The following is a 12,557-nucleotide window of genomic DNA, read 5'->3' as shown; positions in this document are numbered from 1 at the left end:
GCAACGAATCGAAAAGAGGTAGAACGCCGTGAATATTAACCTCACGATGCTCGGCCAGACCATCGGCTTTTTCATCTTTATCTGGTTCTGCGTTAAATATGTCTGGCCGCCGCTGGTCAACGCCATGCAGGAGCGCCAGAAGAAGATTGCTGACGGCCTTGCAGCGTCGGACCGTGCCAACCAGGACCTGGAGCTGGCTCAGCAGCGGGCCACCCAGGAACTGCGTGAAGCCCGTGACGAGGCCGCCACGATTGTGGATAAGGCCAATAAGCGGGCCAACCAGATGGTGGAAGACGCCAAGCAGGAAGCCCGTGAACAGGGTGACCGCCAGCTGGCCCAGGCCCGGGACGAAATTGAGCAGGAGCGGCAACAGGCCCGCGACGCACTGCGCGCGGAAGTTGCCAGCCTGGCCATTGCCGGCGCCGAGAAGATCCTGGAATCTTCCGTCGATGCCAAGGCACACAGCGAGATGCTCGACAAGCTCTCTGCGGAACTGTAAACGAGGTCTAACATGGCAGAGTCAACGTCACTGGCCCGGCCTTACGCGCGAGCCGCTTTTGAGTCCGCGCGTGACAGCAACCAGCTTGACGCCTGGAGCGAATCACTGAACCTGCTCTCGGTCGTCACCCAGGATGCCGATATGGTCGCCGCCCTTAACCATCCGGGGCTGAGCGCACAACAGAAGATCGACCTGATCACCGAGGTGTGTGAGGGCAAACTCCCCGAGGCGGTTCAGAATTTTGTCCGCATCATGGCCGAGAATCGACGCCTGGCGCTTTTCCCGGCCATCGCCGAGCTGTTTGCCGGGTATCGCCATGACCACGAGCGTGTCGTGGATGTCACGGTGACCACCGCCTACGAGCTGACCGACGACCAGAAAGAGAAGCTGACCCAGGCGTTAACGCGTAAACTGGATCGCAAGGTCCTTCTCGATGTTCAGTCCGATCGTTCCATCATCGGGGGCGTGGTTATTCAAGCCGGGGATACCGTGATAGACGCATCCCTGCGTGGTCGACTCGGCAAGCTGGCAACAGCCATGGGCGCATGAATACAGGCCGGCGGCAGGACAACCGAATTCCGACACGCTGTCATTTGCAGAATTTTTTGAGGAAACAGGCATGCAGCAACTGAATCCATCCGAAATCAGCGAGATTATCAAGGAGCGCATCTCAAAGCTTGATGTCTCCTCCGAAGCTCGCAACGAAGGAACAATCGTCAGCGTATCCGACGGCATTGTTCGCATCCACGGTCTGGCCGACGTCATGTACGGCGAGATGGTTGAATTCCAGAATGGCAATTTTGGCATGGCCCTGAACCTCGAGCGGGATTCGGTCGGTGCCGTTGTTCTTGGTGAGGACGAAGGTCTGGCCGAAGGCCAGAACGTCCGCTGCACCGGGCGCATTCTGGAAGTGCCAGTGGGTCGTGAACTCCAGGGCCGCGTTGTGGATGCACTGGGTAACGCCATCGACGGTAAGGGTGATCCGGGCACGACAGAAACCGCGCCCGTCGAAAAGGTGGCTCCCGGGGTTATTTCCCGCCAGGAAGTTGACGAGCCGGTACAGACCGGTCTCAAGGCGATCGATACCATGGTTCCTGTTGGCTGCGGCCAGCGTGAGCTGATCATCGGTGACCGCCAGATCGGTAAGACAGCGGTTGCGGTTGATACCATTATCAACCAGAAAAACAGCGGCATTAAGTGTATCTACGTCGCGATTGGTCAGAAGCAGTCCACCATCGCCAACGTGGTCCGCAAGCTGGAAGAGCACGGCGCCATGGAGCACACCATCGTGGTTGCTGCCGGCGCGGCGGATCCAGCCTCCATGCAGTTCCTGGCGCCCTACGCCGGTACTTCCATGGGTGAGTACTATCGCGATCGTGGCGAAGACGCGCTCATCATCTATGACGACCTGACCAAGCAGGCCTGGGCCTATCGCCAGATTTCGCTGCTGCTGCGTCGTCCTCCGGGCCGTGAAGCCTATCCCGGTGACGTATTCTATCTCCATTCCCGCCTCCTGGAGCGTGCGTCCAAGGTCAATCCGACCTATGTGGAGCGCGCCACCAACGGTGAGGTCACCGGCAAGACAGGGTCGCTGACGGCACTGCCGATCATCGAGACCCAGGCGGGTGACGTTTCGGCTTTCGTACCGACCAACGTCATCTCCATTACTGACGGTCAGATCTTCCTGGAAACGGACCTGTTCAACTCGGGTGTCCGGCCGGCCATGAACGCGGGTATCTCGGTATCGCGTGTGGGCGGTTCGGCCCAGACCAAGATCATGAAGAAGCTTGGTGGTGGTATCCGTCTGGCACTCGCCCAGTATCGTGAACTCCAGGCCTTTGCCCAGTTCGCCTCGGATCTCGACGCCGAGACCCGTAAGCAGCTTGAGCACGGCGCCCGGGTTACCGAGCTGATGAAGCAGGATCAGTACAGTCCCATGTCCGTCGCCGAGATGGCAACGGTTCTGTACGCGGCCAACGAGGGTTTCCTCGAGGACGTTGATGCCAAGAAGATCGTTCCGTTCGAAAAGGCGCTGGTGGACTATATGCGCACTGAGCAGTCGGAGCTTCTGGCCAAGATCAACGAAACCGGCGCACTCAGCGATGACGTCGAGTCCGGCCTCAAGTCCGCGCTGAGCCAGTTCAAGTCAACGCAGAGCTGGTGATATCCGGGCCTTAGGGCCCGGCACCGTGACTGAGCGATTAACCGGAAAAGGCACTGAATCATGGCCAGCGGAAAAGAAATACGTACTCAGATCTCCAGCATCCAGAATACGCAGAAGATCACCAGCGCCATGGAAATGGTCGCGGCGAGCAAGATGCGTAAGGCTCACGATCGCATGGAGCTCACCCGCCCCTATGCCCGGAAGATCCGGGACGTGATCGGTTATCTGGCCGAGGCGGACTCGGACTACCGCCATCCTTTCATGGAAGCGCGTCCCGCCAACCGGGTGGGCTACATCGTCGTTTCCACGGATCGGGGTCTCTGTGGTGGTCTGAACAACAACCTGTTCAAGCAGATGCTCAAGGACAGTCGTGCCTGGCACGAAAAGGGCGTTCCATCGGATTTCTGTACCATTGGTCAGAAAGGCAGTGTCTTCCTGAACAGTGTTGGCGGCAACAAGGTGGCATCCCAGAGCCAGATCGGCGACAGGCCTTCCGCCGAAGAGCTGATCGGGACCGTGAAGGTGATGCTTGATGCCTATCGTGACGGCACAATCGACCGTCTCTACCTGGTGTTCAACCGCTTTGTGAACACCATGACCCAGGAGCCACAGATCGAGCAGCTCCTGCCGCTGCAGGCGGAAGCGGAGCCTGAGGGCAAGTACCGCTGGGACTACATCTACGAACCGGATCCGAGGACGTTGTTGGACGGACTGCTGATTCGTTACGTGGAATCACAGGTGTACCAGGGTGTGGTCGAGAACATCGCCTGCGAGCAGGCCGCGCGCATGATCGCCATGAAGAGTGCGACGGACAATGCGGGCGATATCATCGACGATCTCAAGACCGAGTACAACAAGGCCCGTCAGGCCAACATTACCCAGGAAATTTCCGAAATCGTCAGTGGTGCAGCCGCCGTTTAAGGCGATACCGAATACTGAGTTAGTGAGGACGCAAACATGAGTAGTGGACGTATCGTTCAGATCATCGGGGCGGTTATCGACGTGGAGTTCCCGCGCGACTCCGTTCCCAACATTTATGACGCCCTGCTGCTGAATGAGGTGGGCACCACTTTGGAAGTGCAGCAGCAGCTTGGTGACGGTGTGGTACGAACCATCGCCATGGGCACGACTGAGGGCCTCAAGCGAGGCCTTGAAGTCAGCAACACCGGTCAGGCGATTTCGGTTCCGGTCGGCGAAGAGACCCTCGGCCGGATCATGAACGTGCTGGGTGAGCCTACGGACGAGGTGGGTGACATCGGCGAGCAAGAGCGCTGGACCATTCACCGCAAGGCCCCTGGCTATGCTGACCAGGCAGCTTCCGAAGAGCTGCTGGAAACCGGCATCAAGGTCATCGACCTGATCTGCCCCTTCGCAAAAGGTGGTAAGGTCGGCCTCTTCGGCGGTGCCGGTGTGGGCAAGACCGTTAACATGATGGAGCTGATCAACAACATCGCCAAGGAACACTCCGGTCTGTCCGTGTTCGCCGGTGTTGGTGAACGTACCCGTGAGGGTAACGACTTCTATTACGAGATGAAGGGCTCCAACGTCCTGGACAAGGTTTCCATGGTGTACGGCCAGATGAACGAGCCGCCGGGGAACCGTCTGCGTGTGGCGCTGACCGGCATGACCATCGCGGAGAAGTTCCGTGACGAAGGCCGTGACGTGCTGCTGTTCATCGACAACATCTACCGTTACACCCTGGCGGGTCAGGAAGTGTCCGCACTGCTCGGCCGGATGCCCTCCGCGGTGGGTTACCAGCCGACACTGGCCGAGGAGATGGGCAAGCTCCAGGAGCGCATCACCTCCACCAAGACGGGCTCCATCACTTCCGTACAGGCGGTCTATGTACCGGCCGACGACCTGACGGACCCGTCACCGGCGACCACCTTCGCGCACCTTGACGCGACCGTGGTGCTGGCCCGTGACATCGCTGCCAAGGGCATCTACCCGGCGATCGATCCGCTGGATTCCACCAGTCGTCAGCTCGACCCGCTGGTTCTGGGCCAGGAGCATTATGATGTGGCACGTGGTGTCCAGGGTGTTCTGCAGCGCTACAAGGAGCTGAAGGACATCATCGCGATCCTGGGCATGGACGAGCTCTCCGAGGAAGACAAGCTGACGGTTGACCGGGCGCGTAAGATCGAGCGCTTCCTGTCACAGCCCTTCTTCGTGGCGGAGGTATTCACCGGGTCACCGGGTAAATACGTGTCCCTGAAGGAAACCATTCGCAGCTTCAAGGGTATCCTTGATGGCGAATACGATTCCCTGCCGGAGCAGGCCTTCTACATGGTTGGCACCATCGAGGAAGCGGTCGAAAAGGCGAAGGGAATGGAGAAAGCAGCGTAATCATTCCATTCCCGACAGAGAGAGGCGTAACCAATGGCGAACACAGTACAGTGTGACATTGTGAGCGCGCAGGAAAACATCTTCAGCGGCAAGGTGGAGATGCTGACCGCGACAGCTTCCAATGGGGAACTCGGTGTCATGGCGGGCCACGCCCCCATGCTCACCGGGCTTGCGCCGGGGCCGGTGAACATCAAGACGGAAGATGGAGCAGAGGAAGTCTATTTCGTCTCCGGAGGCTACCTGGAAGTGCAGCCCCATCACATTTCGATCCTCGCCGATACCGCGCAGCGCGCCCATGATATGGACGAAGCGGCCGCGAAACAGGCGAGGGACGAAGCCGAACGCGAAATGGCCAATCGCAGCAGCGAAGTGGACTACTCGCGAGCGGCTGCCCGGCTGGCGGAAGCGGCGGCGCAACTGCGCACCCTGGAAAAGCTCCGCAGGAAGAAGCGTTAATCCCGGGCCCGTCCCAATTCCTGCAGGTTGTTTACTGAAACCGCATTGCTGATGATGCCTGTTAGAGGGCATTATCCAATGCGGTTTTCTGCTTTAAGGAGAAAGGCCGCATGACAGCGCCTCTGCATATTGTGATCCTGGCCGCGGGTCAGGGATCCCGGATGAAGTCCGATCTGCCCAAGGTTCTGCACTCTCTCGCCGGTCGTCCCCTGCTTCACCATGTTATTGACGCCGCCAGAGCCCTGACTCCGGACGGACTGCATGTGGTGATCGGCCATGGTGCCGACAGAGTGTGCGACGCGACGCCTGGAACCGACATTGAGTGGGTGGTCCAGCATGAGCAACTGGGAACCGGCCACGCGGTTGCCCAGGCCTTGCCCGGCATCCCCGAACCGGCGCGGGTCCTGGTGCTTTATGGCGATGTCCCCCTGACGGCAACTTCAACCCTCCAGCGTCTGAGCGATGTGATCGACGACAGGACTCTGGGGCTGCTCACCGTAACTCTGGAAAGCCCGACTGGTTACGGGCGCATACTGAGGAATGACAGGGGATCAGTTCGCGCTATTGTTGAGGAGAAGGATGCTTCCGAGGCGCAGAAGGTAATCAACGAGGTCAATACGGGTATTCTCGGCGCGCCAGCCGCGCGCCTGAAGCAGTGGTTACCGGCCCTCTCCGCCAATAACGCGCAGGGTGAATACTACCTTACCGATATCATCGCCCTGGCGGACCAGGAAGGATTGACCGTGGAGGTGGCGCAGCCGGTGAGCCCGGAGGAAGTTCAGGGCGTCAACAATCGCCAGCAGCTTGCAATGCTTGAGCGCTGGTTCCAGCGCTGTATCGCCGATGAACTCATGGCCGGTGGTGTCACCCTGGCCGATCCCGAACGCATCGACGTGCGTGGTGAGCTCGAAACCGGTCAGGACATTCACCTGGACGTGAACGTGGTCATTGAGGGCCACGTCACCCTGGCCAATGGCGTTTCCGTAGGCCCCAATGTGGTTCTTCGGGACTGTCGTATTGCTCGGAATGTGCGGATTGAGGCCAATTCCATTGTGGAGCAGGCCCGTGTCGATGAGGGCGCAACGATCGGGCCCTTCGCCCGACTGCGGCCTGGCACCCTGGTCTCCGAAGGCGCCCGCATCGGCAACTTCGTCGAAACCAAGAAAGCCTCCATTGGTCCCGGTTCCAAAGTGAACCACCTGAGTTATATTGGGGATACCACCCTGGAAGGCGGGGTCAATGTGGGGGCAGGCACCATTACCTGCAATTACGATGGTGTTAACAAGCACCATACCATGGTGCATGAGGGGGCCTTTATCGGTTCCAATACATCACTGGTTGCTCCGGTTACCCTGGGAATCAACAGCATTGTGGGTGCCGGCTCCACCATAACCCGCGATGTGGGTGACGGGGAGCTTGCCGTCGCGCGCGGAAAACAACGCAATATTGCGGATTGGCGATCCGTGCCGGAGAGCAACGGGAATCAGGGAGACGAATAACGATGTGTGGAATTGTCGGAGCGGTTGCCCAACGAAATGTTCAGGGTATCCTGCTGGAGGGACTGAAGCGGCTGGAGTATCGCGGCTATGACTCCGCGGGCCTCGCCGTTCTGGATGATCGGGGCGTCATCCAACGCCAGCGTGAAGTGGGCAAGGTCGCGGCCCTGGAAGAAGCGATCACCAATGACCCGCCAAAAGGCCACATGGGCATTGCCCATACCCGCTGGGCGACCCACGGCAAACCCTCCGCCCAGAACGCCCATCCCCACATGTCCGGTGATCGGCTTGCGGTTGTACATAACGGAATCATCGAGAATTTCGAGACCCTGAGATCCGAGCTCCAGGGTGAAGGGTTCGAGTTTGCATCGGAAACGGATACGGAAGTGGTCGCCCACCTTATTGAGCGGGAATACCGCAAGGCGGCCAACCTTACCGAGGCCTTCCACCGGGCCGTAGCCCTTGTCCACGGTGCCTATGCCCTTGCCGTCATGCACGCGGATGAACCCGAATCCCTGCTGGTTGCCCGCCAGGGCAGCCCCCTGGTCATTGGTGTGGGCATTGGCGAGCATTTCGTGGCCTCGGACCAGCTCGCCCTGCTTCCGGTCACGGATCGCTTCATCTACCTGGCCGAGGGCGATACGGCACTGGTTCGCAGCGATTCGGTGCGGATTACCGACAGGGACGGCAAATCCGTTGAGCGCCCCATCAATCGTTTTGAGCACAGTGCGGATGCGGTTGAGAAAGGTCAGTACCGCCACTTTATGCTCAAGGAGATCCATGAGCAGCCGGATGTGATCAGGGCTACCCTGGAAGGACGGGTTACCGAGTCCAGAGTGCTGGAACGGGCGCTGGGCACCGAGGCGTCCGAACTGCTGGGCGATATCCGCCATGTGCAGATCGTTGCCTGCGGTACCAGCTTCCATGCGGGCATGGTCGCCCGTTACTGGATCGAGGAGCTGGCTGGTATTTCCTGCAGCGTGGAAGTGGCCTCGGAATTCCGTTACCGCAAGCATGTGATCCAGGACGGAACGCTTTTCCTCACCATCTCCCAGTCCGGCGAAACCGCCGATACACTGGCTGCGCTGCGCCAGGCACGGGACGCTGGTTTCCGGGCCGCGCTTGCCATCTGCAACGTGCCGGGAAGTTCACTGGTGCGCGAATCCGACCTGGTGATCATGACGCATGCGGGCCCGGAAATCGGGGTGGCCTCAACCAAGGCCTTCACGACCCAGCTCACGGCGCTGTTCATGTTTACGCTGGCGCTGGCCCGTCATAACGGTCTCCCGGAGACCCGCGAAGCCGAACTGGTGGCCGCCCTGCACCAAATCCCGCACCAGATGGAGCAGATCCTCGGGCTCAATGCCCAGATCGAGGCCCTCTCCGAGGCATTCGTGGACAAGCATCACAGTCTTTTCCTGGGTCGTGGCTCCCTTTATCCCATCGCCATGGAAGGGGCCCTCAAGCTCAAGGAAATCTCCTATATCCATGCAGAGGCCTACCCCGCCGGTGAACTCAAGCATGGGCCCCTGGCCCTGGTCGACAGTGAAATGCCAGTGGTGACCGTGGCACCAAGCAATGACCTGCTGGAGAAACTCAAGTCCAACCTCCAGGAGGTACGTGCCCGCGGTGGTGAGCTTTTCGTCTTCGCCGATGACGAGACGGCGATGACCGATAGCGAGGGAACCCATGTGATGACGATTCCCCACACCGACCCCATCCTTGCGCCCATGCTCTGTACCCTGCCGTTGCAGCTGCTGTCCTATCATGTGGCCGTCCTGAAGGGGACCGACGTTGACCAGCCCCGTAACCTGGCCAAGAGTGTCACGGTGGAATAGCGCCTTCCCGCAAGCGTGGATCACCGGGCTGCTCATCAGCTTCCTGGTGCCCCCGCTACTGTCCGGCTGCGCCTGGCGCCAGGCCGGGAACCAGGCCGATTTCGATGGGCGCTATAGTGCCGGGAATTATCAGGAGGCGGCTGCATTCGCCGCCCGCAGGGGCGGCGGTGGCTACAACGAGGGCACCAGCCTGCTCTGGACGCTCCAGCGTGCCAGCGCTCTCCAGGCCGCCGGAGACCATCAGGAAGCGATCCGGCTTTTCGATACCACGGAGGCGTTCTTCCGGGTCTATGATGAGGAAGGTGCCCTGTCGCGCTGGTTGAGTACCACCGGGGCACTGATCACCAACGACGCCAGCCGTCCCTACCGGGGCACTCTGTACGACGCCATCATGGTGAACAGTTACAAGGCCCTGGGGTTTCTTGCCCTGGGAGAGCCGGCCAATGCCCGGGTGGAATTGAACCGCGCCAGGGATCGCCAGCGACGCGCGGTTGACGCCTTCTCCGAGCAGATCCGCGCAGAACAGCGAGCCCTGGCGGAAAGTGGCTCAGAAACGCCGGAGGCCGACATGGGGGCAACGCTGAGCCGGGCGCATGACGCACTGGATGAGGAGTACGAGCAGCTCTCGCGCTGGTCGGTCTATCCGGACTACGTCAATCCGCTGGCCACCTGGCTGGAGGGCCTCTTCCTGATGACCCGTGCTGAAGCGCCGGGGGATTTTGAGCGCGCCGCCCAGGCGCTGGAGCGGGCCTCGGGTATGGTCCCGGGCAATCCCTGGGTCAGGGCGGATTACCAGTGGGCCGAGGATCTTGCGGCCGGACGCCGCCGCCACGCGGGACTGCCGCGCACTGTCTGGGTGCTCTATGAAAAGGGCCTGGGCCCGGTCAAGGTGGAGCGTCGGATTCAGGTTCCGGTCGCGCTCCGGCACTCCGGAACCACGACTATCTATACCGGTTTTGCCTACCCGGTGTTACGCTATCGACTGGGGGTTTCATCGCCATTGCAGCTTGAGAGCGGCCGTGAAGAAGACGTTAGCACCGAACTGCTGAGCAGCATGGAAGCGGTTGTCAGCACGGAGTTCTCCTACGAACTGCCCCGCATTGTAACCAGGGCCGTGGCGGCCTCGGTCACGCGGACCCTGTTGCAGTACCAGTTGCGGCGACGTTTTGGGGACTTCGCGGGTTTTCTGGGTTTGATCTACCAGCTGGTGGGAACCCAGGCGGATACACGCATCTGGTCGAGCCTGCCCCGTGAATTTGCGATCGCCCGGTCCGGGTGGACACAGGGTGAGCCCGTCCAGCTGAGGTTCAACGGCGAGTCCCATGCGCTGGAGCTCCCGGACAACCGGTTTGTCATGGTCTGGGTCCGCCAACCCAGTGTCGCGGCTGACCCCCTGATCGAGGTTATCCCCCTTTCCGCCGACTGATGAGGATACGGCATGGGTACTCAACACAAATGGCTTGGTGTTCTATTGGCAGCACTGGTGCTCGGCGGTTGTGCCAGCACCGACACGCCGGAACAGGTCTATCTGGATGGCGGCCTGACCGGCTGGATTGAAGTGCAGGATCTGCATGTTCGCCGTGCCGATTCCGGGTTGCTGGAGGTCCAGCTCACCGCGCGTAACCGCCTCGACTCGGTTATCCTGATGAATTACCGGTTCGACTGGCTCGATGGGGAGGGGCGGCAGGTCCAGACGGGCATGTCCCGACAGATGCCTGTCTCCGCCGCCGGGTTGCGACATTTCACCATCAGTGGCGTCGCCCCCAAAGAGGAAGTCACTGATTTTCGTCTTTACATAGAGGAGAGGCCGCGTTGATGGGGATCCACAGACTGCTACTTATTATGTTGTTGCTGGCCGCCCTGGCCCTGGCCGGCTGTGCCCAGCGCACGGTTATTGTTGACCGCCAGACGGACGACGCCGACACCACCCTGGAACTCGATTACCGTGATTTCGAGCACGCCGCCATGAAGGCGGTGGAATCCATGCTCACCTCCGGTCAGCTTGACCACCCCGAGGGGCGGCGGTATGTCATGGCGGTGTCACGGATCACCAATGACACCATGCAGCGTTTCGACACGGACCAGCTGGTGCGCAAGATCCGGGTGGAGCTGCTACAGAGCGGCAAGGTGGTCACAACCTCCGCCGTTTCCTCCGAGGGCGTTCAGGACGAGCTGATCGATGAGGTTCGTCGCCTGCGGGGTTCGGACGAATTCCGGGAGGACACCAAGGTGGATAAGGGCACCCTCATCAGCCCTGACTATGGCCTTTCCGGCAAGATCATGCAGCGCAACATCAAGCGTGATTCCAATACACAGCAGGTGGAATACTACTTCCAGCTGGTGCTTACGGACCTGCGCGACGGCCTGGCCGTATGGGAAAACGAGACACCCATCATCAAACGCGGCAGTAACAGCTCCGTTCCCTGGTAACCGGTCCCGCCTAATGGTGTCCCGGTTGGCCGCATCCACGGTTCAGTCAGTGACCCCGAGTCGCTCCAGTAATTCCGGGTCCGGGTAGCCGTCAGCCCGCAGCCCGGCCTGTTCCTGGAAGGCCCTGAGCGCGTTGCGCGTGCCGGATCCCAGGATGCCATCCACGGGGCCGGCGTCATGGCCACGTTCATTCAGGGCCGCCTGCAGGGCTTCGACCTGATCAAGACTCAGTGGCGGGTGATCGGGCGGCGGTTGCTGGAGCGGGCCGCCACCGGCAATGCGGTTCGCCAACTGACCGACTGCCAGCGCGTAGAATTCCGAGCGGTTCCAGCCCATGATCACCCTGAAGTTGTCATACACCAGGAAAGCCGGCCCCTGATGCCCGGCGGGCAGAAGGAGCGAGGCTTCCATGTCGGCAACCGGGAGCTCACCGCCAAAGGCATTGCGCAACCCCATATCGCGCCATTCGGACAGAGGACGCTCATCGCTGCGTCCCTGGGCCTGACTGTAATCGAAGCCCTCGGGCAACAGCACCTCACGGCCCCAGCGCTCGTTCCGGTTCCATCCCATGGATTCGAGGAAATGGCCTGCGGAGGTCAGCGCATCCGGAATGCTGCGCCAGAGATCAGCCTTACCGGAACCATCCGCATCCACCGCGTGCTTGAGATAAACCGAGGGCATGAACTGCATCTGGCCCATGGCACCGGCCCAGGAGCCTTCCATCTGTTCGGGACTGATATCGCCCCGGTCCAGAATCCGCAGCGCGTTCATCAGCTCTCTGGTGAAGTAATCGCTGCGGCGCTGATCGCAGGCGAGGGTGGTGAGTGACGAGGGCACGGACATATTGCCGGTATAGGAACCAAAGTTGGTTTCCAGTCCCCAGAATGCGATGAGGTAGTGACCCGGAACACCGGTCTCGGCCGTTATGTCCTGCAGCAGTTGCTCATGCTCTTCGAGCAGCTCCCGTCCGCGCTCCACTCGCTGTTCAGTGACGCGCTTGGTGAAATAGTCGTGGAAGGAAGCGGTGAATTCCGGTTGTTTACGGTCAAGCTCCAGGACCCGGTCAATCTGCTCAACCTTACTCAACACCTGCGTGGCGGTCTCCTCGGAGATGCCTTCCTCGGTGGCGCGCTTCTGCAGATTGGCAACGCATTCATCAAAACTGGCATGGGCGATTGAGGAAACGGATAATAGTCCCACGGCCAGAGCCAGCAAAGGGGCCTGTTTAAGGCGCATTAAGACGATCCTTTTTCGATTGGGTACGGCCTTCATTCTCCACGAAACCGCAGGTGTGTCGATAGATCATGCCTGTTAATATCAATCAACGG

The 12,557-nt window shown here is 60.3% G+C and carries 12 protein-coding genes; 11 read left to right on the top strand and 1 reads right to left on the bottom strand.

The window, feature by feature from the left end; genetic code table 11:
• Positions 1-28 precede the first annotated feature (28 nt).
• From DES49_RS00770 to lpoB, 11 genes are all read left to right on the top strand, one after another.
• Positions 29-499: a F0F1 ATP synthase subunit B gene (locus DES49_RS00770; protein ID WP_133734484.1), complete on the top strand. Its 471-nt coding sequence runs from the start codon at positions 29-31 to the stop codon at positions 497-499.
• A gap of 12 nt (positions 500-511) precedes the next feature.
• Positions 512-1,048: a F0F1 ATP synthase subunit delta gene (locus DES49_RS00765; RefSeq protein ID WP_133734483.1), complete on the top strand. Its 537-nt coding sequence runs from the start codon at positions 512-514 to the stop codon at positions 1,046-1,048.
• A 70-nt stretch (positions 1,049-1,118) separates the two neighbouring features.
• Positions 1,119-2,663: a F0F1 ATP synthase subunit alpha gene (atpA, locus tag DES49_RS00760; RefSeq protein WP_133734482.1), complete on the top strand. Its 1,545-nt coding sequence runs from the start codon at positions 1,119-1,121 to the stop codon at positions 2,661-2,663.
• Between the two features lie 60 nt (positions 2,664-2,723).
• On the top strand, positions 2,724-3,584 hold the full coding sequence (gene atpG / locus DES49_RS00755) for a F0F1 ATP synthase subunit gamma (protein WP_133734481.1): 861 nt from the start codon (positions 2,724-2,726) through the stop codon (positions 3,582-3,584).
• A 36-nt stretch (positions 3,585-3,620) separates the two neighbouring features.
• Positions 3,621-5,009: a F0F1 ATP synthase subunit beta gene (atpD, locus tag DES49_RS00750; protein ID WP_133734480.1), complete on the top strand. Its 1,389-nt coding sequence runs from the start codon at positions 3,621-3,623 to the stop codon at positions 5,007-5,009.
• Positions 5,010-5,042: 33 nt separating this feature from the next.
• Positions 5,043-5,465: a F0F1 ATP synthase subunit epsilon gene (locus DES49_RS00745; protein WP_133734479.1), complete on the top strand. Its 423-nt coding sequence runs from the start codon at positions 5,043-5,045 to the stop codon at positions 5,463-5,465.
• Positions 5,466-5,575: 110 nt separating this feature from the next.
• Positions 5,576-6,964, top strand: a complete 1,389-nt coding sequence (gene glmU / locus DES49_RS00740; RefSeq protein WP_133734478.1) for a bifunctional UDP-N-acetylglucosamine diphosphorylase/glucosamine-1-phosphate N-acetyltransferase GlmU — start codon at positions 5,576-5,578, stop codon at positions 6,962-6,964.
• A 2-nt stretch (positions 6,965-6,966) separates the two neighbouring features.
• Entirely contained in the window at positions 6,967-8,799 is a 1,833-nt protein-coding gene (gene glmS, locus DES49_RS00735; RefSeq protein WP_133734477.1) for a glutamine--fructose-6-phosphate transaminase (isomerizing), read from the top strand.
• Positions 8,756-10,225 carry a COG3014 family protein gene (locus tag DES49_RS00730; RefSeq protein WP_133734476.1) on the top strand — a complete coding sequence of 490 codons (1,470 nt, stop codon included), beginning with the start codon at positions 8,756-8,758 and terminating at the stop codon, positions 10,223-10,225. Before glmS ends, DES49_RS00730 begins: the two co-directional genes overlap by 44 nt.
• Before the next feature lie 12 nt (positions 10,226-10,237).
• Positions 10,238-10,615: a YcfL family putative periplasmic lipoprotein gene (locus DES49_RS00725; RefSeq protein WP_133734475.1), complete on the top strand. Its 378-nt coding sequence runs from the start codon at positions 10,238-10,240 to the stop codon at positions 10,613-10,615.
• Positions 10,615-11,229, top strand: a complete 615-nt coding sequence (gene lpoB / locus DES49_RS00720) for a penicillin-binding protein activator LpoB (protein ID WP_133734474.1) — start codon at positions 10,615-10,617, stop codon at positions 11,227-11,229. Before DES49_RS00725 ends, lpoB begins: the two co-directional genes overlap by 1 nt.
• Positions 11,230-11,271: 42 nt before the next feature.
• Here the strand turns inward: lpoB and DES49_RS00715 are convergent, their stop codons facing one another.
• Positions 11,272-12,465: a lytic murein transglycosylase gene (locus tag DES49_RS00715; protein WP_133734473.1), complete on the bottom strand. Its 1,194-nt coding sequence runs from the start codon at positions 12,463-12,465 to the stop codon at positions 11,272-11,274.
• Positions 12,466-12,557: the final 92 nt, after the last annotated feature.

This window comes from Halospina denitrificans (assembly GCF_004364635.1).
In the GTDB taxonomy this organism is placed as follows: domain Bacteria; phylum Pseudomonadota; class Gammaproteobacteria; order Pseudomonadales; family Oleiphilaceae; genus Halospina; species Halospina denitrificans.
Note: the sequence above shows the minus strand (reverse complement) of the source record. Positions and strands in the feature narration are given on the sequence as shown.

Coding starts and splice junctions, on each gene's coding strand:
- DES49_RS00765 (WP_133734483.1), top strand. CDS start 512: ATGGCAGAGTCAACGTCACTGGCCCGGCCTTACGCGCGAGCCGCTTTT.
- atpA (WP_133734482.1), top strand. CDS start 1,119: ATGCAGCAACTGAATCCATCCGAAATCAGCGAGATTATCAAGGAGCGC.
- atpG (WP_133734481.1), top strand. CDS start 2,724: ATGGCCAGCGGAAAAGAAATACGTACTCAGATCTCCAGCATCCAGAAT.
- atpD (WP_133734480.1), top strand. CDS start 3,621: ATGAGTAGTGGACGTATCGTTCAGATCATCGGGGCGGTTATCGACGTG.
- DES49_RS00745 (WP_133734479.1), top strand. CDS start 5,043: ATGGCGAACACAGTACAGTGTGACATTGTGAGCGCGCAGGAAAACATC.
- glmU (WP_133734478.1), top strand. CDS start 5,576: ATGACAGCGCCTCTGCATATTGTGATCCTGGCCGCGGGTCAGGGATCC.
- glmS (WP_133734477.1), top strand. CDS start 6,967: ATGTGTGGAATTGTCGGAGCGGTTGCCCAACGAAATGTTCAGGGTATC.
- DES49_RS00725 (WP_133734475.1), top strand. CDS start 10,238: ATGGGTACTCAACACAAATGGCTTGGTGTTCTATTGGCAGCACTGGTG.
- lpoB (WP_133734474.1), top strand. CDS start 10,615: ATGGGGATCCACAGACTGCTACTTATTATGTTGTTGCTGGCCGCCCTG.
- DES49_RS00715 (WP_133734473.1), bottom strand. CDS start 12,465: ATGCGCCTTAAACAGGCCCCTTTGCTGGCTCTGGCCGTGGGACTATTA.